A 23,594-nucleotide genomic window follows, 5' to 3' on the forward strand; every position below is an offset into this window, starting at 1 on the left:
CCCCGATGGCCGAGCATCCCGTTGGGCCTTGAACCAGCGAGGGGAAAACAGCATGACCATCGACTTCACCCCAGCCACCATTCATCAGCTGGAACCGTCCGATCTCGTACAGGAGGACCGCGTCGCCGCGCGGGTCTACACCGACCCTGAGATCTTCGAGCGCGAGATGACGCAGATCTTCGAGAAGACCTGGATCTGGGTGGCGCACGAGAGCGAGCTGCCCAAGCCGGGCAGCTTCAAGTCCACGTACGTGGGCCGCAATTCGGTGATCGTCACCAGGGACCGCAAGGGCGCCGTCCACACCCTCGTCAACCGCTGCCGGCACCGCGGCGCCAGCCTGTGCGAGAAGCCGCGCGGCGAGGCCAACGGCTTCACCTGCCCGTACCACGCCTGGTCCTACGGTCTGGACGGGCGGCTGCGCGGCATCCCCTACCCCGACGGTTACGAGGGGGTGATGAGCAAGGACGAGATGGGCCTGCGCAAGCTGCGCACCGAGAGCTACCGCGGCCTGATCTTCGCCACCTTCGACCAGGACGCGGAGCCGCTGGAGGAGTTCCTCGGCGATGTGCGGCTGTGGGCCGACCGGTTCTTCAAGCAGGGCGGCGGCTATCCGCTCAAGGTGCTCGGCACCCACCGCTTCCGGTTCCGGGGCAACTGGAAGATCCAGCTGGAGAACACCACCGACGGCTACCACTTCCCGATCGTGCACCGCTCCTGGATGAGCTCGGTCGACGGGGAGACGGCCGACATGCTGAGCTTTATGACCGACCCGGCGTCCACCTGCCACGATCTCGGCAACGGGCACAGCGTGATGCACATGGTGCCTGCGCACATCGACCTCGACGCCGATGACGGCAGCGAGCCCCTTCAGCCCCGATTCGACGGCCTGGTGGCCGAGTTGAGGGAGAGCGGGGCGGACGAGGCGCAGATCCGGAAGCTGGTGCGCGCGATGCACGGCACCGGGTCGAACCTGAACCTGTTCCCCAACGTCGGCCTGTCCTCGGCGTTCTTCCGGGTGCTGCGTCCGGTCAGCGTCGACGAGACGATCATCGAGCACGTGGCGCTCGGTGTGGACGCCCCGGAGGAGATCGCGGGCCCGATCCGCCGTGAACGCCTGCGTATCCACGAGCACTTCCAGGGTCCCTTCGGCTTCGGCACCCCCGACGACGCCGAGGGCTGGGACCGCGTGCAGCGCGGCGCCCAGGCCTGCCCGGAGATGCCGATCATGGTGAACCGCGGCCTGAAGCGCGAGGCCGACGCCCCCGAGGGCTGGGCCACCTCGCACAGCACCGACGAGACCGGTATGCGGGCCGCGTACCGGATGTGGAAGAAGATGATGAGCAATGGCTGACACGTCCACCACGACCACCGCCATCACGAACACCGGCGCCCCCGGGGCCACCCTCTCCGACCCGCGCGTCGTGCGGGCCATCGAACTCCTCTGGCACGAGGCCGACTTGCTCGACCGCAAGGAGTACCGGGCCTGGAACGAGCTCTACGCCGAGGACGGCATCTACGTCATCCCGCTCGATCCCACCACCGAGGACTTCGACGACCAGCTGAACATGGTCTACGACGACGCCCGGATGCGGGCCATGCGCGTGGCGCGCCTCACCGAGGGGTACGCCATCGCGGCGGTCGACTCGGCCAGGACCGCGCGCACCGTGTCACGCTTCGTGCCCGTGGAGACGACCGACGGTTCGGTGTCGTTGCGCGCCGCCCAGGTCCTCGTCGCCTACAAGCGGGGACGTCACCAACTGTGGGCCGGGGACGTCGAGTTCACGGTCCGGTTCGGTGCGGACCGGTCCGAGGACCGGATCGTGCGCAAGGTGATCCGCCTCGTGGACGCCGAGGACGCCGTACCCGCCGCGGGGTTCCTGCTGTGAGCGTCGCCGTCCAGGTCTCCGAGATCGTGGAGGAGAGCACGGCGGTCCGCTCCCTGCGGCTGCGCAGGGCCGACGGCGCCGCGTTCGGCCCCTTCGCCGCCGGCGCGCACATCGACGTGACAGGTCCGACCGGGGTCCTGCGTCAGTACTCGCTGGCGGGTGACCCGGCCGACCGCTCGTCCGTCCTCATCGCCGTGAAGCGGGAGGCGGAGTCCCGGGGCGGCTCGGCCGCGCTCCACCGGACGGCGGTCGGCGACGAGTTGACGATCGGCCCGCCGCGGAACCTGCTGGGCATCGCCGACGCGGCCGACCGGCATCTGCTGGTCGCCGGCGGCATCGGCGTCACGCCGCTGCTGAGCATGGCCTACGAACTCCACCGCCGGGGCGCCGACTTCGCGCTGCACTACTTCGTACGCTCACGAGCCGAACTCGCCTTCGGCGACCTGCTGGAACGCCGCGCCGAATTCCGCGACCGGGTCACTCTCCACATCGGCCGGCCACGGGCCGAACACCCGGACATCCTGGCCCCGTTGACCGCACCCCTGACCTCCGACAGCCACGTCTACACCTGCGGCCCGGTCGGCTTCATGGATCAGGTCACCGCGGTCTTCGCCCCGGTCGTGGGCGAGGCGCAGGTCCATGTCGAGCACTTCTCGGCGGAGCCGGTCGACGCCTCGGACAACACACCGTTCACGGTGGAACTCGACACCGGCGAGGAGTTCGAGGTCCCCGCGGACCGGTCGATCCTCTCCGTGCTCGAAGAGGCGGGCATCCCGGTCGGCAAGTCCTGCGAGGAGGGCATCTGCGGTTCGTGCGTCTCGGGCCTCCTGGAAGGCACCGCGGACCACCGCGACCACTGCCTGTCGGCCGCCGAGCACGCGGCAGGCACGGAGATCGCGCTCTGCGTCTCGCGGGCGCGCTCCGACCGGCTCCGTATCGAGTTGTACTGACCGGCGGCACACCACCCTTTGACCACGTGCCGAAACTCCCCTCACAGGCACCGAGGTAGACACATGACCGAGCAGATATCGGCGGCGGACACACCGACCGCGCCACGGCCGCCCCGCACCGGCATCGTCCGCATCGCCATGGCCAGTGGCGTGGGCACCTCCCTGGAGTTCTACGACTTCGCCATCTACGGGACGGCGACCACGCTCGTCCTCACCGACACCTTCTTCCGGACCGACGACGCCTGGTTCGGCACCTTCCTCGGCCTCGCGACCTTCGCCATCGGCTTCCTGATGGCCCCGCTCGGCGCGGCCGGGTTCGGCTGGCTCGGGGACCGGTACGGGCGGCGCTTCGCGCTTCTGCTCACCTTCATCGGCATGGGCGCCGCGACCGTCCTGATGGGTCTGCTGCCGACCTACGCCCAGATCGGTGTCGCGGCGCCGCTGCTCCTGGTCGTCCTGCGGATGGCACACGGCCTGTTCCGCGGCGGCGAGACCGGTGGCGCCGCCGCCCTGGCCATCGAGCACGCCCCCGATGAGAAGCGGGCCAGGTACGGCGTGTTCGTCGCGCTCGGCTCGCCGTTCGGGACGATCCTCGCCAACCTGGCGTTCGCCGCCGTGCTCTTCCTGCCGGACTCCAGCGTCGAGTCATGGGGCTGGCGGCTGCCCTTCCTCGCCGGAGGCGTCGCCATCGTCATCGGTATATGGATCCGCCGGGGCGTGGCGGAGAGCCCGGTGTTCCAGCAGATGGTCCGCGAGGAGGGCGAGACACTCAAGACCCGGCGCCCGGTGGCCGATGTCTTCCGCTCGAACTGGCGGCGGGTGCTGCTGGCCGCGGGTGTGAACATCGGCCTGAACTCCTGCACGTTCGCGCTGGTCACCTTCATGATGTCCTACGCGACATCGGCGGCGCCCGACGGTCTCGGGCTGCCCCGGCAGGAGGTGGTCAACGCCAGCACGCTCGGCCTGCTGGTCCACGCGGCCAGCAACGTCCTCGGGGCCTGGGCATCGGACCGGTACGGCCGGCGGCCGGTCATGTTCACCGGAGCGCTCTCGTCGCTGGTGGCGGTGCTGGTCATCTTCCCCATCGCCGGGACGGGCTCCATCGGGGCCCTCACCGGCGCGCTGATGCTCGGCTTCGCGACGACCGGGCTGCTGTTCGGCCCGATGTACACCTTCTTCACCGAGCTCTTCCCCCGCGACCAGCGGCAGTCCGGGATGGGCATCGCCTTCCACCTCGGGGCGGTCCTCGGCGGCGGCATCTCCCCGCTGGTCGCGAACCGGATCGTCGCCGCGACCGGAGACGCGATGAACGTCGGCTATTACCTCGCCGGCACCTGTCTCCTCTCCGTGGTGTGTCTGGCGGCCCTGCCGGAGACGGCGCCCCGGGTGCTGCGCCGTCCACACCCGGAGCGGACCGCCACCGCGCCACCGACCAAGGCGCCGGACGCGGCCGACGTCCCGTAGTCGGATGCCTCGACGCGGTACGGCTCAGTGGGACTGCTTGTGCGTGGAACGGTCGTGGCGGCGGCGTGCCCGGAACCGGCCGCGGCCGCCGTCGCGATGGTCGTGCCGGTCGGCCGGGACGGTCGGTGGCGGCTGGGCGGGCAGGGTTCCGGCGCCTGTCGGTTCGCCGGGAGTCCGGCGGCCGGGCAGGAAGCGGCGGTAGGTGCGCAAGGCGATCCTTTCGGCGTGCTGGGCGTTGAGACGATGGATCAGGCAGGCGCCCATGGCGATCAGCACCAGAAGGGCGACCGTGGTGAGCAGGGCGTCCATGGCCGTCACCGCCCCGCCACCGTGGGGCCGGGGCGCGCGGTTTCGGCCGCCACGAGATCCGTGGCGCTCAGCCGCGGACCGTCCGGGGCGCAGGCGGCGACCATGAGCCGGTCCGCGCGGCCGGCAGTCGTCTCGGGCGGAATCACCAGGAGATCGAAGCGGCGGGTGCCGTAGGACAGCAACAGCAGTGTGTGCGGGTCGAGTTCGGGGGTGAACCAGCCGGTCTTCACCACGCGCCGGCCGACGGTCACCTTGCGCGGGACGACGGGCCAGAGCATCGGATTCACGGCGATACGCGTGATCCGGCCCCACGACGGATCGAGTACGTCCACGAGTTCGGGGAGCTCGACGGTCAGGTCGCGCGAGTGCGGCCACCAGGCGCCGTCCAGCAGGCCGCGGCTCGCCGGGGACCTCAGCGCGACGCGGGCGCCGGTCGGCCGGGAGGGTGAGGGTGGAGTGGTGCGGGTGGGCGGGATGATCGCGATCACGATGCGAACCCGTCTCCGGAGCGACGCGGGGGCCGCCCCGATGTATCCGATCACCGAGGACGAGACCCGCGTGGCTGCCGGAGTACGAAATGCCCTCGGTGCCTCCACCGTACTCCTGCGGGCGCATTCGGTGGCCCGGCCCGTCGAGGGCCGTTCCGCTTTCGTGGCGCAGGTGTGCGGGTGGGTGGATGAGTGAGCGGGTGAGTGGGCGGGCTGTGGGCGCCGTGTCAGCCGAGCAGGCCCGCCTCCTGGGCCAGCACCGCGGCCTGGACGCGGTTGGTGCAGTCGGTGCGGGTGAGGATGCTGCTGATGTGGGCCTTGACCGTGCCGGAGCTCAGGTGCAGCTGGGTGGCGATCTCGACGTTGGAGAGGCCGGTGCCCAGGAGCCGCAGGATGTCCCGTTCGGCCGGCGTCAGGTCCGCGATCCGTCCTGCTGCCGCGTCGCCGCTGTGGCCCATCCGGGTCCGGAAGTCGACGAGTTGGCGGGTGACCTGCGGGGCGAGGACGGGTTCCCCGGCGGCGGCGCGGCGTACGGCGTCGATGAGCGCGCGGGGTCCTGTGTCCTTGAGGAGGTAGCCGTGGGCTCCGGCGCGCAGGGCGCTGGTTACGGTCGGTTCCTCGCCGAAGGCCGTCAGCATCACCGCGCGGGTGCGGGGCGACTGCCGGGCGATCCCGGCGACGGCGGTGATGCCGTCCCCGGGCATGCGGATGTCGAGGAGGGCGACGTCGACGGCATGGACGCGGCAGGCATCGACGGCCTCACGGGCGTCCTGCGCCTCGGCAACGACACGGATCTCGTCGTCGTGCTCCAGGACCAGCCGGACGCCGGTACGCATCAACGCCTCGTCGTCGGCGATCAGGACTCGGATCATCGCCTCATTGTAGAACGGCCATGATCAACAGGGCGATGGCGCCGCCGATCGTCGGCAACAGCACCAGCAGCGCCGCGCAGCCGCCTCCCACGATGCGGGGCCAGGTGAGGACCTCCGTGGACAGCGGGGGCCGGGAGCCGGCGCCGTCGGACAGCGGCTTCGGCCAAGTGGCGTACGCAGGCTGCACGTTCGGCCGGACGGGTATTCGCGCGGAGAGGGCGAAGCCGCCCTCCGGGCGCGGCCCGGCGTGCAGGGTGCCGCCGAGCAGGCTGACCCTTTCATGGAGGCCGACGAGGCCACTGCGGTTCCCGGCCCCGGGTGAACGGGGCTTCGGCGGGGAGTCGTTGAGGACGGCGACCACCACCGTCTCCCCTTCGTCCTGGTACGTCACACGGACTGGCGCGCCGGGCGCGTGCTTCAGCGCGTTGGTGAGTCCCTCGCGGGTGACACGGTGGACGGCCTGCCGGGTGCGGGCGTCCACCTCCGTCAACTCGGGGGCGTTCCAGTGCAGTTCGACGTCAGTGCCCGCGTTCCGTGAGTCCTCGACGAGCGCCGAGAGGGACTCGCGGGTCCCCCGCTCGCCGATGTCCTCGCCGGACTGGTGACGGAGGATGCCGAGGATGCCCCGCAGCTCGTCCATGGCCGTTCCGGCGGTCGTGTGCAGCAGTTCGGCCTGCGGGGCCAGCGGGGGTGCGTGGCGTTCGGCGGCGAGCTGGAGGGCTCCGGCGTGCACCGAGATGAGGCCGATCCGGTGGCCGAGCAGATCGTGCATCTCGGCGGCGATGCGCGCGCGTTCCTCCATGCGGGCCGCCTCGTCGGTGAGGAAGCGGGCCTGTTCGAGATAGGCGTTGCGCTCGCGCAGCAGCCCCTTCAGCGGGCGGCGGTGCCCAAGCACCCTGCCGGACAGCGCGGGCAGCAGGACGAACAGCGCGGCCAGTCCGGCGCCGGTGACCAGATACGGCAACGTCGGGAGCCCGCTTCGGGATTGGGCTGCGATCGACAGGACCACGGCGCCGACGGCGCTCGCCCCGACCGCCGTCCAGGCCCGCCGCGCGGAGGTGATGCGGCGTACGGCGGACCACACGACACACGGCACGACCACCGTCGCCCACACGTTCTCCCCGGCGACCACCGGCATGCAGCCCAGGATCGCGAACGTCGGGTACCTGCGCCGCGCGGGCACGATCAGCGCCGCCCACACACCGACGAGCGCCACCGGCAGCGGGTGGGCCGGCGGGATCAGGGGAACCGGTACCAGCGAACACACCATGACCAGGCCGGCGAGCACGGACTCGATCACGACCGTCCGCCGGGGTGCGCCTCGCACCGCGTTCCGGATGGCGGCGGCCTCGCGGCGTATCCGCATCCACGGGCGCGCTACCGGGTTCATCGTTTCCTCCGTGCGGAATCCGTCCTCAACGGCCGATCGTGTCATATGCGTTGCCGGGCCATCGGGGCGTGAGTGGGCGGTGACCTCAGCGGGAGGTGGCCTCAGCGGACGGGGTCCACCGCTCCCGGTACCCGGAGCTCCAGCTCCGCCCGCAGCCCGTCGACGTCCACGCCGCTCTCGGTCAGCACCCGCTCGATCTCCGCCGCGGACTCCGCGTCCGTCCCTGCCTTGTCCAGCAGCGCGGCCAGCAGATGGGTCGTGCCGACCGTGGGCGAGCCCTGATCGGAGGCGGTGAACTGCGCGACGTGCAGAAGCCGCCGTTCGAACTCGGCGGGTCCGCGCACCTCCGCGGGCTCCCCCTCCGCGACGCCGGTGGTGGGCAACAGCACCCGGGCGACGGCCTCCTGCCGGGCACCGTGTCGGCGCAGGAGTTCCGCCCCTCGGTTCGCCCCCCGCAACTTCTCGGGCAGCTCTTGCCCCGCGACGCGCAACGACCGGTCCAGCGCCAGGATGCCCAGCAGCGTGTCCACGGCCCGCATCTGCGACTCCCCGCGCCGCACCGCGACCCGCGGCGCCTCCGAGCGCACCGCGCCCACGACCGCGGAACCGAACCCGGCACCGCCCCCGAAGACCCAGGTGGCGAACTTCCGGGTCAGCGGATTACCGCTCTTCCCGAACGTCCCCGCCTTGCGCAGGATGAACACCGCGGTGGGCTCCGGCAGTTCGTCGCTCCCCCGCAGCGCATCGAGCGCGGTCGCGGCAGCCGGGACATCCACCTTCTCCACCACCATGGCCTCGCGGGCACGCGTCCCGGGCACCTCGACCAGAGCACGTGCCACATGGCGGACACGCACCGAAACGATGCCCTCCTCCCGCGCGGCCTCCAGCGCCTCGCGCAGACAAGACCGCAACGCACCGGTCATGGGCGGGAGTTCAACACTCCCCGGCCCCTCCCCCTGCTGCCCCTTCTTCCCCTTCTTCCGGATCTCCCGACGCCGCCGCTTGGCCTCCTCGTGCCGGACCTCCCGCCACAAGGCATCGATCTCCCGCTCGTCGTCCGGGGTTTCCGCCACCCCGTCCCCCGCGTCGTCACTCACCCACACGGAAGTCCCCCGGCACCCGATCGATCCGCCGAGCGAGCCGGATGCCCTCACCCCGGGGGCGATCGCGGATCCCGCGGCCGAGTCACCCGACACGAGCGCGTACAGCACGCTCTCCGTACCGAGGTCCTCGCGCTCCTGCTCGGCCACCGCGCGCATCGCCTCCAGCAGCAGCTTGACGACGTCCTTCTCGAACTCGGTGGCCAGACCGGTGTCGTGGTCGGACGTTCGCTGATCCATCGTGGCTCCCTCTCCGTGGTGTCACCTGCCGGGAAGAAAGCTAGCTCCGCGTTGCGCGGCCCCGCGTCGGCCGACCGTCCAGGCTTCCGGGCCGACCGTCCAGGCCTCCGGGCCGACCGGGCGCAGCCGCGGGCGTCGCCCGGGTGCTCACCAGCCACAGCCCGGTGCACACGGCGGCGGCCAGGGTGACGGCTCCGGCCACGACGAAGGCGCCCTCCAGACCCGCCTCGAAGGAGGCACCGCCGGACTGCAAGGCACGGACCACGGCCCCGAGCACCGCCACGCCGAGCACCGCGCCGATCTGCCGCGTGGTGCTGCTGATGCCCGAGGCGAGGCCGCCCTCCCGCGGGTCGACCGCCTGGATGGCGGCGCCGGTCAGCGGGGACATGGTCAGGGCGAAGCCGATGCCGACCATGGCGAGCCGCCACCACACGTTCGCGTAACCGGTGTCGGCGTGCACCCCGCCCAGCGTGACGAGCCCGAGCCCGGCCAGCACCAGGCCGCCGGTGACGACGGACCGGTAGCCGTACTTGGCGGCGAGGCGGCCAGCGAAGGGGCTGACGACGACCATGGCGAGCGTGCCGGGCAGGGTCTGCAGTCCGGCCATCATGATCGAGCTGCCCTGGACGTACACGAAGAACTGCGAGAAGAAGAACGACGACCCCATGAGCGCGAACCCCACCACGACCATTGCGGAGTTGGAGACGGTGAACAGCCGCTGACGGAACAGGCCGAGCGGCAGCATCGGTGCGGGGTGCCGCCGTTCCACGGCCACGAACGCGACGAGTAGGACGGCCGCCGCCGCGAAGCCACCGAGGATGACCGGCGAGGTCCAGCCGCGCGAGCCGCCTTCGATCAGGGCGTAGGACAGGGCGCCGACCCCGAGGACGGACAGGATCGTGCCCGGGACATCGAGGGCGCCGGGCTCCGGGGTGCGGGACTCCTTCAGGACGCGCCGGCCGGCCACCAGCAGGACCATGCCGATGGGCACGTTGACCAGGAAGATCGCGGGCCAGCCGAACGCCTGCGTAAGGGCGCCTCCGGCCACGGGCCCGGCGGCCAGGCCGATGCCGCTGAGCCCCGCCCACAGCCCGATCGCCCTGACCCGCTCCTTCGGGGCGGAATGTGCGGCCACCAGGAGGGCGAGCGAGGCGGGGCTCAGCGCCGCGGCCCCGATCCCTTGCAGCACCCGCCCGGCCACCAGCCAGCCGACCGAGGGGGCGACGCTGCACAGCACGGACGCGGCGGTGAACACCGCGACACCGCTCAGGTACACGCGCTTGCGGCCGAAGCGGTCGGCGAAGACTCCGCCGGACAGCAGCAGCATGGCCACCAGCAGGACGTACGCGTCGACGATCCATTGCAGGCCGGTCAGATCAGCACCCAGGCGGTGCTGCATGTCGGGCAGTGCCGCGCCGACGATCGTGTTGTCGAGCAGCACCATGAACTGCCCCAGACAGGTCACCACGAGCATGACGTCCCCTCCCACTCGCTTAATGCAGCCAACGACTGCATTAAGCGGGACCATAGAGCAGCCCGATACGTAAACGCAAGTACGAGCTGCGTTAAGGTGGGATGCATGGACGAACAACAGCGCACCCGGCGGCCCGGCGGACGCAGCGCCCGCGTCGGCGCGGCGGTGCATCAGGCCGTCACCGACCTGGTGGGAGAACGCGGTTACGGCGGATTCACCGTCAGCGAGGTCGCGGCCCGCGCGGGAGTTGCCGACACCACCGTCTACCGCCGCTGGGGCAGCCTCGAAGAGCTGCTCACTGACGTGACGCTGACCCGCCTCAACGCGCGATCACCGATGCCCGACACCGGGGACCTCGCCGGCGACCTGCGCGCCTACGCGGCCCAGGTGGCGCAGGAGATCACCGGACCCGACGGTCTCGCCGTGCTCCGCCTGACCGTCGCCCTGTCCGGCTCGGGACCCGAGGGCGTGCGCCTGCGCGACGAATTCCTCGGCGAACGCGCCCGGCAGATGCAGTCCATGCTCGACCGGGCGCGCGAGCGGGGTGAGCGGTCCCTCGACGCGCTGGACGTCCTCGACCACGTCATGGCGCCGATGTACATCCGCGTCCTGTTCGGCGCGGGCCCGCTCACCCCGGAGTACCTGGACGGCCTGGTCGACCGCCTGCTGCGCTGACGGTCGCCCACTCCAAGCGCTCAGGGCCCGCCGTTCGGATCAGGCCCTAACGCAGGTTCTCCCTCGCCCAGTCCTCGAAGCGCGTCAGCGGCAGGCCCAGCGCACGTGCGAACTCCGGGCGGCCCGGCTGACCCGCGGCGTTCATCCACGCACCGGAGGCACCCATGGGAGGCATTCCGGCCGCGAGGGCCTGCTCCAGGGTCAGGTCAGGCACGGTGATGCTCTTGCCCAGCACACGACTGAGGACCTCGGCGATTTCCGCCATCGACCGGTACTCACTGGCCAGTTCGAGCTCCACCTCGTGGAAACGGTCCGGGTCCGCGAAGGCCGCGGCGGCCGCGGTGCCGATGTCCGCGACCGCGGTGAGGGAGAGCCGGGTGTCGGCCTTGATGAGGGTGATCAGGCCGCCGTCGATGCCGTTCGGGAAGAGATAGGCCATGGACGGGAGCAGGTTGTCCATGAAGAAGCCCGGCTTGATCAGGGTCCAGCGCGGGAAGCCGGCCCTGCGGACCAGGTCCTGGACAGCGGCCTTGGTGTCGAGGGCCGGAGCCATGAAGTCCCAGTGCCCCTCGGCCCAGCCGGGGGCCTCGGTGTGCTGCCCCGCGCCGGCGACGGAGGTGTGCACGAACTGCTCCACCCCGGCCGACCGGGCGCCTTCGACGAGGTTGGTCGCCTGGGCCAGCTCGTTGTCGAAGTCGGCGCCCTCGGCGGTGAAGAGGGGCATCTGAACGGAGAAGACGGCGCGGGCCCCCTCGGCGGCACGCGTCACGGAGGCGCGGTCCAGAAGATCCCCGGTGACGAGCTGGACACCGAGCGCGGCGACGGCGCGACCCCGGTCGGTGTCGGGGTCCCGGACCAGGGCGCGTACGGGAACGCCCGCGGAGAGCAGGGCACGGGCGGTGGCGCCGCCCTGACGCCCGGTGGCACCGGTGACGAGCACGGGGGCGTGGGCTTGGGCGTGGGACGGCGTCGGATCGACAGGCGGAGTGGACATATCGATAGGCGGAGTGGACATGAGGGGACTCCTTCGACATACGGCCGTCCGTCCGTCGACAGACGTCGGCCAAGGAAAATGGCGGGGCCCGCCACTTATGTTCGGCTACGATATGGCGGGCCCCGCCACTTAGCAATCCTGGAGCTGATGACATGGTCGAGCGGCAGCGCGCCGACGCCCGGCGCAACTACGAGCGGATCCTCGCCGTGGCCGAGGAGGAGGTCGCCGCGAAGGGCGCGGACGCCTCGCTGGAGCAGATCGCACGCGTGGCCGGGGTCGGCTCGGCGACCGTACGCAGACACTTCCCGACCCGGCGGGCGCTGCTGGAGGCGGTCTCCCAGCAGCGGATCGAGGCGCTGTGCGCACGGGCACGCGAACTGGCCGACCGAAAGAGCAACAACCGTGCCGGCGAAGGCCGGAAGGCACTGCTGGAGTGGCTCGGCGAGGTGGTCGCCTACTGCGTCACCGCGCGCGGCCTTGCGGCAGCCCTCTCGTACGACGAGGGGCACGACCCGCTCGGGGGCAACTCCTGCGCGGCGGCGCTGATCGAGGCGGGCGAGCCGCTGCTGCGGAGCGCCGCGCGGGAGGGCGCGGTGGCGCCCCGGACCACGGTCGAGGACCTGATCACCCTGGCCGTCGGCCTCGCCCTCGCCACGGAACACCACCCCGAGCCCACGGCCCGCGCCGAGGCACTGCTCGCGCTGACGGTGGCGGGAATCAGCCCGGAACGCGGCTGACCACTCACCCGGAACGGGCCGGCCCTACCGGAAGGCCCACCGTCCGACCGGCAGTCGGCCCACCCCAGGAACGGAATCCACCCGCAACCGGCACGAAACCCTCCGCCGCACCGCGCTTCGTAGACTCGGCACACCGACCCCGGACACGACACCGGGATCCCGCACCCCTGCGGAGAACCGCTCGCTGGGAGAACGACCATGGCGCACGTCATCCCGATCCGCGGCTCGGCCGCCCGTGCGCCGGAGACCGGCAGCGCGCTCACCTTCTCCACCGTCCACGGCTACCGGCGCGCCTATCGAATCGCCGGTGAGGGCCCGGCCGTTCTGCTCATCCACGGCGTCGGGGCGTCCTCCGCGCACTGGGAGGACTGCTTCGCCGCCCTCGCGCGCCGGCACACCGTCATCGCCCCCGACCTGCTCGGCCACGGCCACTCGGCGAAGCCGCGCGCCGACTACTCGGTCGCCGCGTACGCGAACGGCCTGCGCGATCTCCTCGGCGTGCTCGGTATCGAACGGGTCACCCTTGTCGGGCACTCCTTCGGTGGCGGGGTCGCGATGCAGTTCGCGTACCAGTTCCCCGAGCGGGTCGACCGGCTCGTGCTGATCTCCACCGGCGGGGTCGGGCGCCAGGTGACTCCGGTGCTGAGGGCCGCGACCCTGCCCGGCGCGGGGCTCGCCCTCGGCCTGCTGAAGGTGCCCGGCGCCCAGTTGCCGATCGCCGCGTTCATCCGCGCCCTCCAACTCCTCGACACCGGACTCGGCGTGGACGCGGTCGACCTCGTCAACCTGGTCGACGCCCTGCCCGACCAGAACTCCCGCAACGCCTTCACCCGTACGCTGCGGGCCGTCGTCGACTGGCGCGGCCAGGTGGTCACGATGCTGGACCGCTGCTATCTGGCCCAGGGCATACCCACCCTCCTCGTCTGGGGCGACCGCGACAGCGTGCTGCCCGTGGACCACGCCCACACCGCGCACGCGGCGATGCCCGGCAGCCGCCTGGAGATCTTCCCGGGCGCAGGGCACTTCCCGCACCACGCCGACCCGGCACGGTTCGTCCGGCTCCTGCAGGAGTTCATCGCCACCACCACACCCGGCGACTGGAGCATCGAGCAGTGGCGCGAACTCCTGCGCACAGGACGCCCGGAGGACCCGTACACACGGGGCGTGGAACGCGAGTACCGCGAGGCGAGCGAACGCAGCGCGACGTGAGGCCGACCGTGGTGCGGGGACCCGCCGACCGGCCCCCGCACCACGGCATTTGGCGGCGGTTCGCCTCCTTGCCTCCATCGCAGGAGAAGATCCGCAGGCACCCATCCTCACAAGGCCGCGCCATGGCGGACAGTGCACACGGCGAAGGCGTCTGTACATTGCACGAAACCCTCGCCCGGCACCCTGATGCTGTGCCAGGCTCTTCCTCATGTTGATCACTCGTCGAGCGCGTGGTGGCGATGGCGGGCGCCCGGCGGACGGCAGCCGTCCATGACGCTCCCGAGTCCACCTCCGCAGGACAACTCGCCCCGGCGTACGCACTTCTCCTCGGCCGACCCGGACAGCGTGCGCACGTTCCTGGACTGCGCCTACGGGCTCAACATGCGTATGGACAACCCGGCCAACGGGCGCGTTTTCCACCACGCGCGCACCGACGCCGGTTCGTTCGCGGTCGACGACGTCGTCACACCGCTGGATCTCGATGTCGGCGCCAGCATGGACTCGTTGCTGATCGTCAGGCTGCACCGAGGCACCTTCGCGAGCCAGTGCGCCGGCTTCGACGAACGTTTCGCCGCCGGTGATGTCTTCGTCCAGTCCCTGCCCGACCGGACCTACCGGTCCGTCACCCACGACGCCGCCCTGCAGGGAGTCCTGCTGCGTCCCGCCCTCCTGCAGGAGGCCGCCGGCATTCTGCCCGACGGGCAGCCCCGGACCTGGCAGTTCACCGGGCTCCGCCCCGCTTCCCCACACCTGGCCGCGCTGTGGAAGAACACCGTCACCTACATCGCCGACCACCTGCTCGCCAATGACGAGGCCGCCGGCCATGACCCCCTCGTCGGCAATGCCGCCCGCCTGCTTGCTTCCACCGCCCTCACCGTCTTCCCCAACACCGCCCTGCCCCCTCGCCCCTCACGGCAGCCCAGCGCTCCCACACCCGCCACCGTGCGCCGGGCGATGTCGTTCATCGAGGCCAACGCCCACCGCGACATCGGGCTCGCCGCCATCGCGGCCGCCGCCCACGTCACCCCTCGGGCCCTTCAGTACGCCTTCCGCCGCCACCGGGACACCACACCCCTCGCCCACTTGCGCGCCGTACGTCTGGCCAACGCGCACCGCGACCTCCTGGCAGCCGACCCGAACACCACCACGGTGACCGCCGTCGCCGCCCGCTGGGGCTTCCTCCACCCCGGCCGCTTCACCAGCCAGTACCGCGCCACCTACGGACACGGCCCGACGACCACGCTGCGCCAATAGCCGCGCCCGGCCGAGGGCGGCGTACTGTGCAGTCAGGTACTTGTCGCCGCGCTCGGGCGCGGCGTATCCCACCCGCAAAGGGGGCACGATGAGGCCCTCGGGCTCAGATGAATCATCGGGGTACGCGGCGCAGCTACGGGTGCGGGAGCGCGCCCGAGTGATGCGGGAGCGGGCCTTCCAGCAGGGCGAGCGGGCCCGGCGGATGTGCGCGGACGCCCACCGGATGCGGGCGGCGGTGGCGAGGTCGCGGGGCAACTGACGCCCCGCCGAACCCTCGTGGTCCGCTGCTCGGGCTCCCGGTCCGGGGCGCGTGTACTCAGGCCCCCTGGTCCGGGGCGACTGCCCGGCTCACGCAGTCCCGGAGCAGGGTGCGCCGCTGGTCGTGCACGCTCGCGGGCTCGTCGGCGGAGGCGGCGTAGACGTTGCTCACCGGGGACCAGGCCATCGACATGGCGATGACCATGGCCATCACGTCGAAGGGGTCCCCCTGCCTGATGCGCCCGGCGGCCTGCGCCTCCGCGATGGCGCGGAGTTTGTGGTCGTCGTAGTGCTCGTGGTCCGCCACGAGATGCCCGGTCGGGCGCCGCTCCAGGCGCGCCCAGGTCGCCAGCCGGATCAGATCGGGGCGGCTGAGGTACTCGTCGTAGAGGCGCACCGCCCAGTCGGCGAGGTCCTCGGCGTCGATGGAGACGACATTGGTGATCCGCTCCAGCGAGGCGAAGAAGATCGCGTCGAAGAGCTGTTCTTTGTTGCCGAAGTAGCCATAGAGCTGCGCCTTGTTGGTGCGCGCGGCGGCGATGATCCGCTCGATGCGCGCACCGGCGATGCCGTACTCGGCGAATTCCTTCGTGGCGACGTCGACGATGCGCTGGTACGTCGCCGCTCCGCGGTTGCTGGATGGCTGCTCGGGCATGTACCGCACCGTAACAGACAGACTCGTCTGTTTGCTTCTCGGCCCGTGTGCACCTACCGTCAAACAGACCGAACAGTCTGTCTTAGGAGTTGGCGATGCGTTCCACGACCGGTTGGCAGGCGGACGGCACGACGAGGACTCTGCGCCGTGCGGCACTGGAGCGCCGGGACCTGCGCCCGGACGACATCGCGGTGCGTGTCGATTACTGCGGTGTCTGCCATACGGATCTGCACGCGCTGGAGGCACACGGCGGCGATGCGAACGGTGTGCTCGTGCCCGGGCACGAGTTCACGGGCGTGGTGACCGAGGTGGGCGGCGCGGTCGCCGATTTCGCTCCGGGCGACCCCGTGGCCGTCGGCAACATCGTCGACTCGTGCGGAAAGTGCCGCATGTGCCAGGCGGGACAGGAGAACTTCTGCCGCGAGTTCCCGACGCTGACCTATGGCGGGGCCGACCGGCAGGACGGCTCGACCACGTTGGGCGGGTACTCACGGGAGTACGTCGTGAGCCACCGGTTCGCCTACCGCCTGCCCGCAGGGCTCGACGCGGCCGCCACGGCTCCGCTGCTCTGCGCCGGCGTCACCGTCTGGGAACCGCTCCAGGCGCCCGGCGTGGGACCTGGAAGTACCGTCGCCGTGGCCGGACTTGGCGGCCTGGGACACCTCGCGGTCAAGATGGCGGCCGGGCTCGGCGCCACGACCTCCGTCATCAGCCGGACCCCGGACAAGGCCGACGAGGCGCGGGGCCTGGGGGCGCAGGGGTTCGTGGTGTCCACCGATCCGCAGCAGATGGAAGCGGTCCGCGACCGGTTCGATGTCGTCATCGACACCATCTCGGCTCCCCACGACCTGGCCCCGTACCTGCGGGTGACCGCCATGGACGGCACACTCAGTCACCTCGGACACCTCGGCCCTGTCACCGTGGACACCCTGGACCTGCTCATCGGCCGCAAGAAGCTCAGCTCGGCCGGCAGCGGCGGGCGCCCGTCCACCGCCGCCATGCTGCGCTTCTGCGCCGATCACGGCATCACCGCCGACATCGAGCTGCTGCCCTCGTCCCAGGTGAACACGGCCCTCGAACGCCTGGAGCGCAACGATGTCCGCTACCGGTTCGTGCTCGACATGTCCGACCTCGACTGACCGCCAGCCGGCGCGCAGTTGACGGTATTCGTCGAGCAGGCGTCGCGGCTGCCGCACCATTACGTCGACATGGGGAACGTCCCCCATGCCCTACGAGCGCTTCTCGAGGTCCTCAAGGGCGCTGATCGCCGTGGCGGTGAGGCTGTTGGTGATGTGGTCGCGCATGAGCTGCGCCGCCCGAGCCGCCTCGCCGGCCACGATGAGGTCGACCAGACGCTGGTGTTCCTCGAGGTCACGGGTGCGCGGTTCGTCGCCGGGCGGCAGGTCGAGGCCGAGGCGGCGGTAGCGGTCGGACTTGTCCCACAGGTCGTCGAGCATCTTGATGAGCACGTCGTTGTGCGAGGCCCGGTAGAGCGTCTGGTGGAAGACACGGTGCGCGGTGAGGGCCTCCTCGCCCCACTTGCGCGTGACCGGGAGCAGGTCGGCGACGGCGGCACGCATCGCGGCGATGTCGGCCTCGGTGCGGCGCGTGGCGGCGAGTTCGGCCGCGGTGGGGTCCAGGGAGAGGCGGACCTCGAAGAGCTGGCGGGCCTCGTCGGCGGTCATGGTCGACACCCGTACGTCGCGGTGGGTCTCGACGGTGAGCAGCCCCTCGCTACTGAGGCGCCGGATGGCCTCCCGCAGGGGCGTGATGCTCATGTTGAGCGAGTCGGCGAGGTCGTACTGGGCGAGCCGTGAGCCGGCCGGGAGGCTGCCGGTGAGGATCTGGTCGCGCAGTTCCGCGTAGGCGAGATCGCTCTTGCTGAGGAACGTGTTCTGGCTCGGCATGGCCTCTTGATCGGTCCCTTTCCCGAGGTCCCCACACCCCTTGACATCTCACGGTGGCGCCGCCCACTCTAACAGCCGTCACATCTTATAAGTTACAAGGAAGGCCGTCGTGAAGATCACCAACGTGTACGAGGGCGTCGTCCCGATCAGCTCCTCGATCCGCAACGCGTGGATCGACTTCTCCTCCATGGACTGCTCGATCGTCGCGATCGAGAGCGATGTCATCCGCGACGGGAAGCCGGTGGTGGGCTACGGCTTCAACTCCAACGGCCGTTACAGCGCGGGCGAGATCCTGCGCCGCCGGATCCTGCCGCGCCTGATGGCGGCGGAGCCCGGGGAGCTTCTGAACGAGGCCGGCGAGCTGGATCCCGCCAGGGCGTGGGAGCTGATGATGCGCAACGAGAAGCCGGGCGGGCACGGCGAGCGCTCGGTCGCGGTCGGCGTCGTGGACATGGCTCTCTTCGACCTGGCCGCGAAGATCGCGGGGCAGCCGTTGTACCGGTACCTGTCCGAGCGGCACGGCGACGGTGAGCCCGACGACTCGGTGTTCGTCTACGCGGCGGGCGGCTACTACGCCCCCGGCAAGACGCTCGCCGACCTCCAGGCCGAGATGCGCGGCTTCCTCGACCAGGGCTACGACGTCGTCAAGATGAAGATCGGCGGCGCCGACCTCGCCGAGGACCTGCGCCGCATCGAGGCCGTCATCGAGGTACTGGACGGCGACGGTTCCCGCCTCGCCGTCGACGTCAACGGCCGCTTCGACCTCGCGACCGCGCTGGAGTACGGGAAGGCCATCGAGCCCTACAACCTGTTCTGGTACGAGGAGATCGGCGACCCGCTGGACTACCACCTCAACGCCACCGTCGCCGAGCACTACGCGGGGCCCATCGCCACCGGCGAGAACCTCTTCTCCCTCCAGGACGCCCGCAACCTGATCCGCTACGGCGGCATGCGGCCCGACCGGGACACCCTCCAGTTCGACCCGGCGCTGTCCTACGGGCTGACCGAGTACCTGCGCATCCAGGACATGCTGAAGCAGCACGGCTGGTCCTCGCGCCGCTGCGTCCCGCACGGCGGCCACCAGTTCTCGCTGCACATCGCGGCCGCCCTCAAGCTCGGCGGCAACGAGTCCTACCCGGGCGAGTTCCAGCCCACCGGCGGCTTCGCCGACGACGCCGTCGTCGAGAAGAGCCGCGTCGGCCTGACCGACATCCCCGGCATCGGCTTCGAGGGCAAGGCCGCCTTCCACAAGGTGCTGCGCGCCCTGCACAGCTGAGCCGTTCTGCGCGCATCACATCTCGAAGGCACCAACGGGACAGGGCAACACACGATCGTCGTGCAAGGGAGCACCTACGATGACATCAACCGCCGTCACCGACCGCCCACCGCGCTCCAGGCTGAATCGGCTGCTGCGTGAGCTGTGGTTCCAGGTCGTCCTGGCCGCCGTCCTCGGCATCGCCGTGGGACTGTTCGCGCCGGGCGTGGGCGAGGAACTCAAGCCGCTCAACGACTGGTTCATCGCCCTGGTCAAGATGATCGTGGTCCCGGTGGTCTTCTGCGTGGTCACCACCGGCATCGCCTCCATGGACAACCTGCGCAAGGCCGGCCGGATCGGTGTGAAGGCGATCGGCTACTTCCTGGTGCTGTCCCTGGTGTCGATGCTGATCGGCCTGGTCGTCGCCAACGTCTTCCAGCCCGGTGCGGGGCTGCACGTCGATCCCTCCACGCTGCGCGCCGATGACGTACCGGAGACGGCCACCGAGCACGCCACGTTCACCGGATTCATCTCGTCACTGATCCCCAGCTCGCTCCTCGGGGCGATCACGGGTGACGCGATCCTGGCCGCGCTGATGGTCTCCATCGTCTTCGGCGTAGCCCTCAACATGGCCGGTGAGGACGGCGCCCCGCTGACCCGAGGCATCAAGGCCCTGTCCGACGTGGTGTTCCGCATCGTCGGCTGGGTTATGCGCCTCGCTCCGCTGGGTACCTTCGGCGCCCTGGCCATGGTGGTCGCCACGTACGGGGCGGAGAGCCTCAAGCAACTCGCGTACCTGATCCTGCTGTTCACCGCGACGTGTGTCGTCTACGTCCTGGTGGTGCTCGGCGCCATCATGCGCGCCTGCCGGCTGAGCCTGTTCGGCCTGATGCGCTTCCTCAAGACCGAACTCCTCGTCGCGCTGAGCACCTGCTCCAGCGAGGCCGTACTGCCGCAGCTGGTACGGAAGTTGGAGACCCTCGGCGTCGGCAGGCCGGTCGTCGGGATCGTCATCCCCTCCGGGTTCTCCTTCAACCTGGACGGCTCGGCCGTCTACCTCACGATGGCCTCCATGTTCCTCGCCCAGGCGATGGGCATCGACCTGTCCTGGCAGCAGCAACTCGTCATGGTCGGCGTCATGATGCTCACCAGCAAGGGCACCGCGGGCATCGCCGGCGGCGCGTTCATCGTCCTCGCCAGCACGGTCACCGCGGTCGGCCACATCCCGCTGGCCGCCCTCTCCCTGATCGTCGGCGTCGACCGCATCCTCAACGAGGGCCGCGTCTTCATCAACGTACTCGGCAACGCGGTCGCCACCATCGTCATCGGCAAGTGGGAGGGCGACTTCGACACGGCGCGGGCCCGCTCGGCGCTCCACCCCGGCAAGACACCGCCCCCGCCGCCCGCGGCCGTCGACACCGCGAAGGTCGGCGCCGACGGCTGACCTCCGGTCACGCACTCCGGGCGTTGCCGCCGAACAGCCCGTCCAGATGCAGGTCGATCGCGTCGAGCGCGTCCTGGGGGCCGATCACGTCCAGCTCGATCAGGGGCGCGAGCCCGGTGAGGGCGAGGAGCAGATTGGTCTCGGTCGCCGGATCGCGGTCGGAGGCGATGTGCCCCTCGGCGACCGCTTGGCGGACCAACTCCTCGACCAGGGCCCGCCCTTGGAGGAGGCCGCGGCGCGCCTGTTCGTGGACGTCCTCGTCGTGCAGCGCCTCCAGGACGTAGGCGGCGCTCATCCGGCTGGTGGCGCGGGCGTCGGCGTGCAGGGGGAGCATTTCCGCGAGCGTCAGCCGCAGTACGTCCCGGGGGTGCGGACGGTCACCGAGCTTCTTGAGGCCCTGACCGACACGCAGCGAGGTCTGCTCGGACGCGAAGTCCATGGCGAAGGAGAGCATGGCGGCGCGGGAGGCGAAGTAGTGCTGGAGCTGCCCGAGGGAGATGCCTGCCTCCTGTGCCACCACGCGCATCGTGAGATGCCCGACTCCGCGCTGCTCCACCACACGCCACAGCGCGCGGGCGATCTCCTCGCGGCGTCCGCGGTGGTCCACCTGCTTCGGCATCGTCGGCCTCTCCCTACGCACTCCGGGGCCTTTCCCATACGATTGACATAATACAGGTGACCGATAACCCTGGGGTGCAGGAGAGGGAGGAGGCGTCATGCCCGACCGACTGCCTGAACAGCCGAGGGTGCGGACCAGGGAAGGCGTGGTGCAGGGGCGCCTGCGGAAGGGGCACGCCGTCTTCCGCGGCATCCCCTACGCCCGGCCCCCGGTCGGGGCGCTGCGCTTCGCCGCGCCCGCCCCGCCGCACCGCTGGGACGGAACGCGGCAGGCGGCGGAGTTCGGCCCCGTCGTGCCACTGTCCCTGCCCATCGACACCGGACCACCCCAGGGCACGGACTGGCTGACCCTCGACGTCGGCACCCCGGATCCGGGCGCGGCGGGACTGCCGGTGCTGGTGTGGCTCCCCGTCGGCGGCTATGTCGCGGCGGCGTCGAGCGACCCGATGTACGACCCGGCGGCCCTGGCCGAGGCGGGGGTCGTCGTGGTGAGCGTCAACTGCCGCGTGGGCGCGGAGGGTTACGCGTTTCTCGACGACGCGCCGCCCAATCGCGGATTCCTCGACCAGATCGCGGCGCTGGAGTGGGTGCAGCGGAACATCGCCGCCTTCGGGGGCGACCCCGACCGGGTCACCGTGGGCGGCACGTCCGCCGGGGCGGGGTCGGTCGCCGCCCTCCTGACGATGAAGCCGGCGCGCGGCCTGTTCCGGCGGGCCATCGCCCACTCGGTGCCGGGGATGCACAGCACACCCGCGCTGGCACGGCGGATCACCACCGCGCTCGCGGACCGGCTCGGCGCGGCGGCCCCCACCGCGGCCGCCTGGCGCGACATCGACCCCTGGCACCTGGCCGCGGAGCTCACCGCCTTCAACGCCGACCTCCATGCGCATCGGGCGAGTTGGGGCCGCCTCACCGAGACCGGCACCGCCCTGTGTCCCGTCGTCGACGGCGAGGTCCTCCCCGAAGCCCCCTGGCCCGCGCTGAGCGGCGGGCGCGCGCAGGGGACCGAGCTGCTCGTCGGCCACACCCGCGACGAGTTCCGGTTCTTCAGCGTCATGAGCGGACGTCGGGGCACCTTCACCGAGCGGGACGCCCGTGCGGCCCTGGAGCTGCTCGCCCCGAAGCCGCACGGCGCGGACGCCTACCGCGCCGGCTTCCCGGGGGCAGACCCGGAGGAGCTGGTGGAGACGGTGTACTCCGACGCGTTGTTCCGCATGCCGTCACAGCAGCTGGCCGAGGCGAACGCCGCGGCCGGCGGCACCTCGTACCTGTTCGAGCTGTGCTGGACGGCTCCGGCGCTCGGCGGCGCCCTGGGCGCTTGCCACAGCCTCGACATTCCTCTGGCGTTCGGCACGCTGGGCAGCCCCGTCGGCGCGCAGCTCGTCGGTGCGGAGCCCACCGACGAGGCCCGCGCGCTCTCCCGTGAGTTGAGGGAGGCCTGGGTCCGCTTCGTCACCACCGGCGACGCCGGATGGGCCGCCCACCGGCCCGACGGGCGGCTGACCCGCGTCCTGGACACCGAATCGGCGACCGTGCCCTACCCGGAACAGGCCTCCCGCCTGATCTGGGAGGGCCGCTCCCCCGCCCCGTTCGATACGGAGCCCTGCTGATGGATGCCCTTCACCTGACCGTGTGGGACGAGACCGACGGCAGCGGAGTCCCCGCGGTCTTCGCCCACAACATCTTTACGTGGGGCAGCGACGAGGCGTACGGCTTCGCCGCCCAGCGGCCCCTGGCCGACCGCCACCGTCTGCTGCTGGTGGACCGCCGTGGCTATGGCGGCAGCCCCGACACCGACCGCAGCGACTTCGACACCGACGCGGACGACCTGCTGGAACTCCTGGCCCGGCAGGACGACGGCGCGCACCTGGTCGGGCACGGGAACGGCGGCCTCGCGGCCATGCTCGCCGCGGGGCGCCGTCCCGACCTCGTACGGTCCCTGACGCTGATTCAGCCCGCCGCGTTCTCGGCGGCAGCGGGCCACCCGGTGGTCGCGGAGATGCTGCGCCGGGTCCGAGAGAGCCCCGGGGTACCGGAGTCGGTCACGCCGGAGCAGTACTTGCGCGCCTCCACGGAGGGCCTGGGCATGGCCCTGCCCTCCCCCACCCCGCAGCGCCTTCGCGCCGTCGCCACCTCGATGCGCGAACGCCCGGTGTGGGAGGCGACGGTGCCGCTGGAGCCGTTGCGGGCCGCCCCGTGGCCGACGCTGGTGATCTGCGGGACCTGGCAGGACGCACCGGAGCTGTACCGCAGATACGCGGGCGAGCCGCTGATCGCCTGTGCCGAGGCCGTCGCCGCTGGCGTCGGCGGCCGGCTGCTGCGGGTGCCCGGCTACTACCCGCACACCCAGCAACCGGACGCCGTCAACGCCGCCCTGCGAGACCTGTGGCGGAGCCACGACGACAGCACGTAGTC

At 71.2% G+C, this 23,594-nt stretch carries 24 protein-coding genes; 14 read left to right on the forward strand and 10 right to left on the reverse strand.

Annotated elements, in window-relative coordinates; translation table 11 throughout:
• Positions 1 to 52: 52 nt before the first annotated feature.
• The 4 genes from ACOKM3_RS04950 (at position 53) to ACOKM3_RS04965 (ending at position 4,300) form a co-directional block, all read left to right on the forward strand.
• On the forward strand, positions 53 to 1,351 hold the full coding sequence (locus ACOKM3_RS04950) for an aromatic ring-hydroxylating oxygenase subunit alpha (RefSeq protein ID WP_426897274.1): 1,299 nt from the start codon (positions 53 to 55) through the stop codon (positions 1,349 to 1,351).
• A complete protein-coding gene (locus tag ACOKM3_RS04955; protein ID WP_426897276.1) occupies positions 1,344 to 1,886 on the forward strand; it encodes an aromatic-ring-hydroxylating dioxygenase subunit beta in 543 nt (180 codons plus the stop codon). The genes ACOKM3_RS04950 and ACOKM3_RS04955 overlap by 8 nt, the downstream gene beginning before the upstream one ends.
• On the forward strand, positions 1,883 to 2,836 hold the full coding sequence (locus ACOKM3_RS04960) for a PDR/VanB family oxidoreductase (RefSeq protein WP_426897278.1): 954 nt from the start codon (positions 1,883 to 1,885) through the stop codon (positions 2,834 to 2,836). The genes ACOKM3_RS04955 and ACOKM3_RS04960 overlap by 4 nt, the downstream gene beginning before the upstream one ends.
• 63 nt (positions 2,837 to 2,899) lie before the next feature.
• Positions 2,900 to 4,300, forward strand: coding sequence for an MFS transporter (locus ACOKM3_RS04965; protein ID WP_426897280.1), 1,401 nt, complete (start codon positions 2,900 to 2,902; stop codon positions 4,298 to 4,300).
• Between the two features lie 24 nt (positions 4,301 to 4,324).
• Here ACOKM3_RS04965 and ACOKM3_RS04970 read toward each other — a convergent pair whose 3' ends face one another.
• The 6 genes from ACOKM3_RS04970 to ACOKM3_RS04995 form a co-directional block, all read right to left on the reverse strand.
• A complete protein-coding gene (locus tag ACOKM3_RS04970; protein ID WP_426906704.1) occupies positions 4,325 to 4,609 on the reverse strand; it encodes a hypothetical protein in 285 nt (94 codons plus the stop codon).
• 5 nt (positions 4,610 to 4,614) lie between these two features.
• On the reverse strand, positions 4,615 to 5,097 hold the full coding sequence (locus ACOKM3_RS04975) for a DUF5994 family protein (RefSeq protein ID WP_426897282.1): 483 nt from the start codon (positions 5,095 to 5,097) through the stop codon (positions 4,615 to 4,617).
• 227 nt (positions 5,098 to 5,324) lie between these two features.
• Positions 5,325 to 5,969 carry a response regulator gene (locus ACOKM3_RS04980; protein ID WP_426897284.1) on the reverse strand — a complete coding sequence of 215 codons (645 nt, stop codon included), beginning with the start codon at positions 5,967 to 5,969 and terminating at the stop codon, positions 5,325 to 5,327.
• 4 nt (positions 5,970 to 5,973) lie between these two features.
• Entirely contained in the window at positions 5,974 to 7,359 is a 1,386-nt protein-coding gene (locus ACOKM3_RS04985) for a sensor histidine kinase (protein ID WP_426897286.1), read from the reverse strand.
• A 101-nt stretch (positions 7,360 to 7,460) separates the two neighbouring features.
• Positions 7,461 to 8,699, reverse strand: coding sequence for a Clp protease N-terminal domain-containing protein (locus ACOKM3_RS04990; RefSeq protein WP_426897288.1), 1,239 nt, complete (start codon positions 8,697 to 8,699; stop codon positions 7,461 to 7,463).
• A 40-nt stretch (positions 8,700 to 8,739) separates the two neighbouring features.
• The gene (locus tag ACOKM3_RS04995) at positions 8,740 to 10,227 is read right to left on the reverse strand and encodes an MFS transporter (RefSeq protein WP_426897290.1); all 1,488 of its coding nucleotides are present in this window, start codon (positions 10,225 to 10,227) and stop codon (positions 8,740 to 8,742) included.
• A gap of 51 nt (positions 10,228 to 10,278) precedes the next feature.
• On the opposite strand from ACOKM3_RS04995, the gene ACOKM3_RS05000 reads away from it, so the two are divergent.
• A complete protein-coding gene (locus ACOKM3_RS05000; RefSeq protein WP_426897292.1) occupies positions 10,279 to 10,848 on the forward strand; it encodes a TetR/AcrR family transcriptional regulator in 570 nt (189 codons plus the stop codon).
• Between the two features lie 46 nt (positions 10,849 to 10,894).
• On the opposite strand, the gene ACOKM3_RS05005 is transcribed toward ACOKM3_RS05000, so the two are convergent.
• On the reverse strand, positions 10,895 to 11,842 hold the full coding sequence (locus ACOKM3_RS05005; protein ID WP_426906705.1) for an NmrA family NAD(P)-binding protein: 948 nt from the start codon (positions 11,840 to 11,842) through the stop codon (positions 10,895 to 10,897).
• 152 nt (positions 11,843 to 11,994) lie between these two features.
• Between ACOKM3_RS05005 and ACOKM3_RS05010 the strand changes: the two genes are divergently transcribed.
• From ACOKM3_RS05010 to ACOKM3_RS05025, 4 genes are all read left to right on the forward strand, one after another.
• A complete protein-coding gene (locus tag ACOKM3_RS05010; RefSeq protein ID WP_426897294.1) occupies positions 11,995 to 12,579 on the forward strand; it encodes a TetR/AcrR family transcriptional regulator in 585 nt (194 codons plus the stop codon).
• Between the two features lie 198 nt (positions 12,580 to 12,777).
• Positions 12,778 to 13,788, forward strand: a complete 1,011-nt coding sequence (locus tag ACOKM3_RS05015) for an alpha/beta fold hydrolase (protein ID WP_426897296.1) — start codon at positions 12,778 to 12,780, stop codon at positions 13,786 to 13,788.
• 270 nt (positions 13,789 to 14,058) lie between these two features.
• On the forward strand, positions 14,059 to 15,042 hold the full coding sequence (locus ACOKM3_RS05020) for an AraC family transcriptional regulator (protein WP_426897298.1): 984 nt from the start codon (positions 14,059 to 14,061) through the stop codon (positions 15,040 to 15,042).
• An 88-nt stretch (positions 15,043 to 15,130) separates the two neighbouring features.
• The gene (locus ACOKM3_RS05025; RefSeq protein ID WP_426897300.1) at positions 15,131 to 15,301 is read left to right on the forward strand and encodes a hypothetical protein; all 171 of its coding nucleotides are present in this window, start codon (positions 15,131 to 15,133) and stop codon (positions 15,299 to 15,301) included.
• A gap of 57 nt (positions 15,302 to 15,358) precedes the next feature.
• Here the strand turns inward: ACOKM3_RS05025 and ACOKM3_RS05030 are convergent, their stop codons facing one another.
• Positions 15,359 to 15,955: a TetR family transcriptional regulator gene (locus ACOKM3_RS05030; RefSeq protein ID WP_426897301.1), complete on the reverse strand. Its 597-nt coding sequence runs from the start codon at positions 15,953 to 15,955 to the stop codon at positions 15,359 to 15,361.
• A 95-nt stretch (positions 15,956 to 16,050) separates the two neighbouring features.
• On the opposite strand from ACOKM3_RS05030, the gene ACOKM3_RS05035 reads away from it, so the two are divergent.
• Positions 16,051 to 17,094: an NAD(P)-dependent alcohol dehydrogenase gene (locus ACOKM3_RS05035; protein WP_426897303.1), complete on the forward strand. Its 1,044-nt coding sequence runs from the start codon at positions 16,051 to 16,053 to the stop codon at positions 17,092 to 17,094.
• A 90-nt stretch (positions 17,095 to 17,184) separates the two neighbouring features.
• On the opposite strand, the gene ACOKM3_RS05040 is transcribed toward ACOKM3_RS05035, so the two are convergent.
• Positions 17,185 to 17,862 (reverse strand): GntR family transcriptional regulator, encoded by a 678-nt coding sequence (locus ACOKM3_RS05040; RefSeq protein ID WP_426897304.1) that lies wholly within the window; start codon positions 17,860 to 17,862, stop codon positions 17,185 to 17,187.
• A 109-nt stretch (positions 17,863 to 17,971) separates the two neighbouring features.
• Between ACOKM3_RS05040 and ACOKM3_RS05045 the strand changes: the two genes are divergently transcribed.
• Complete coding sequence (locus ACOKM3_RS05045; RefSeq protein WP_426897306.1) at positions 17,972 to 19,138, forward strand: mandelate racemase/muconate lactonizing enzyme family protein; 1,167 nt, start codon at positions 17,972 to 17,974, stop codon at positions 19,136 to 19,138.
• 79 nt (positions 19,139 to 19,217) lie between these two features.
• The gene (locus ACOKM3_RS05050) at positions 19,218 to 20,561 is read left to right on the forward strand and encodes a cation:dicarboxylate symporter family transporter (RefSeq protein ID WP_426897308.1); all 1,344 of its coding nucleotides are present in this window, start codon (positions 19,218 to 19,220) and stop codon (positions 20,559 to 20,561) included.
• A 7-nt stretch (positions 20,562 to 20,568) separates the two neighbouring features.
• Here the strand turns inward: ACOKM3_RS05050 and ACOKM3_RS05055 are convergent, their stop codons facing one another.
• The gene (locus ACOKM3_RS05055; protein ID WP_426897310.1) at positions 20,569 to 21,180 is read right to left on the reverse strand and encodes a TetR/AcrR family transcriptional regulator; all 612 of its coding nucleotides are present in this window, start codon (positions 21,178 to 21,180) and stop codon (positions 20,569 to 20,571) included.
• A gap of 97 nt (positions 21,181 to 21,277) precedes the next feature.
• Between ACOKM3_RS05055 and ACOKM3_RS05060 the strand changes: the two genes are divergently transcribed.
• Positions 21,278 to 22,789, forward strand: a complete 1,512-nt coding sequence (locus tag ACOKM3_RS05060; RefSeq protein WP_426897312.1) for a carboxylesterase/lipase family protein — start codon at positions 21,278 to 21,280, stop codon at positions 22,787 to 22,789.
• Positions 22,789 to 23,592 carry an alpha/beta fold hydrolase gene (locus ACOKM3_RS05065; protein ID WP_426897314.1) on the forward strand — a complete coding sequence of 268 codons (804 nt, stop codon included), beginning with the start codon at positions 22,789 to 22,791 and terminating at the stop codon, positions 23,590 to 23,592. Before ACOKM3_RS05060 ends, ACOKM3_RS05065 begins: the two co-directional genes overlap by 1 nt.
• Positions 23,593 to 23,594: the final 2 nt, after the last annotated feature.

This window comes from Streptomyces nidicola, assembly GCF_050106155.1.
Lineage (GTDB): Bacteria > Actinomycetota > Actinomycetes > Streptomycetales > Streptomycetaceae > Streptomyces.

What these genes read in the sequence shown, in the direction of transcription:
- ACOKM3_RS04950 (WP_426897274.1), top strand. Translation starts at nt 53, where the DNA reads ATGACCATCGACTTCACCCCAGCCACCATTCATCAGCTGGAACCGTCC.
- ACOKM3_RS04955 (WP_426897276.1), top strand. Translation starts at nt 1,344, where the DNA reads ATGGCTGACACGTCCACCACGACCACCGCCATCACGAACACCGGCGCC.
- ACOKM3_RS04965 (WP_426897280.1), top strand. Translation starts at nt 2,900, where the DNA reads ATGACCGAGCAGATATCGGCGGCGGACACACCGACCGCGCCACGGCCG.
- ACOKM3_RS04970 (WP_426906704.1), bottom strand. Translation starts at nt 4,609, where the DNA reads ATGGACGCCCTGCTCACCACGGTCGCCCTTCTGGTGCTGATCGCCATG.
- ACOKM3_RS04980 (WP_426897284.1), bottom strand. Translation starts at nt 5,969, where the DNA reads ATGATCCGAGTCCTGATCGCCGACGACGAGGCGTTGATGCGTACCGGC.
- ACOKM3_RS04985 (WP_426897286.1), bottom strand. Translation starts at nt 7,359, where the DNA reads ATGAACCCGGTAGCGCGCCCGTGGATGCGGATACGCCGCGAGGCCGCC.
- ACOKM3_RS04990 (WP_426897288.1), bottom strand. Translation starts at nt 8,699, where the DNA reads ATGGATCAGCGAACGTCCGACCACGACACCGGTCTGGCCACCGAGTTC.
- ACOKM3_RS04995 (WP_426897290.1), bottom strand. Translation starts at nt 10,227, where the DNA reads ATGGTCCCGCTTAATGCAGTCGTTGGCTGCATTAAGCGAGTGGGAGGG.
- ACOKM3_RS05000 (WP_426897292.1), top strand. Translation starts at nt 10,279, where the DNA reads ATGGACGAACAACAGCGCACCCGGCGGCCCGGCGGACGCAGCGCCCGC.
- ACOKM3_RS05005 (WP_426906705.1), bottom strand. Translation starts at nt 11,842, where the DNA reads ATGTCCACTCCGCCTGTCGATCCGACGCCGTCCCACGCCCAAGCCCAC.
- ACOKM3_RS05010 (WP_426897294.1), top strand. Translation starts at nt 11,995, where the DNA reads ATGGTCGAGCGGCAGCGCGCCGACGCCCGGCGCAACTACGAGCGGATC.
- ACOKM3_RS05015 (WP_426897296.1), top strand. Translation starts at nt 12,778, where the DNA reads ATGGCGCACGTCATCCCGATCCGCGGCTCGGCCGCCCGTGCGCCGGAG.
- ACOKM3_RS05020 (WP_426897298.1), top strand. Translation starts at nt 14,059, where the DNA reads ATGACGCTCCCGAGTCCACCTCCGCAGGACAACTCGCCCCGGCGTACG.
- ACOKM3_RS05025 (WP_426897300.1), top strand. Translation starts at nt 15,131, where the DNA reads ATGAGGCCCTCGGGCTCAGATGAATCATCGGGGTACGCGGCGCAGCTA.
- ACOKM3_RS05030 (WP_426897301.1), bottom strand. Translation starts at nt 15,955, where the DNA reads ATGCCCGAGCAGCCATCCAGCAACCGCGGAGCGGCGACGTACCAGCGC.
- ACOKM3_RS05035 (WP_426897303.1), top strand. Translation starts at nt 16,051, where the DNA reads ATGCGTTCCACGACCGGTTGGCAGGCGGACGGCACGACGAGGACTCTG.
- ACOKM3_RS05040 (WP_426897304.1), bottom strand. Translation starts at nt 17,862, where the DNA reads ATGCCGAGCCAGAACACGTTCCTCAGCAAGAGCGATCTCGCCTACGCG.
- ACOKM3_RS05050 (WP_426897308.1), top strand. Translation starts at nt 19,218, where the DNA reads ATGACATCAACCGCCGTCACCGACCGCCCACCGCGCTCCAGGCTGAAT.
- ACOKM3_RS05055 (WP_426897310.1), bottom strand. Translation starts at nt 21,180, where the DNA reads ATGCCGAAGCAGGTGGACCACCGCGGACGCCGCGAGGAGATCGCCCGC.
- ACOKM3_RS05060 (WP_426897312.1), top strand. Translation starts at nt 21,278, where the DNA reads ATGCCCGACCGACTGCCTGAACAGCCGAGGGTGCGGACCAGGGAAGGC.
- ACOKM3_RS05065 (WP_426897314.1), top strand. Translation starts at nt 22,789, where the DNA reads ATGGATGCCCTTCACCTGACCGTGTGGGACGAGACCGACGGCAGCGGA.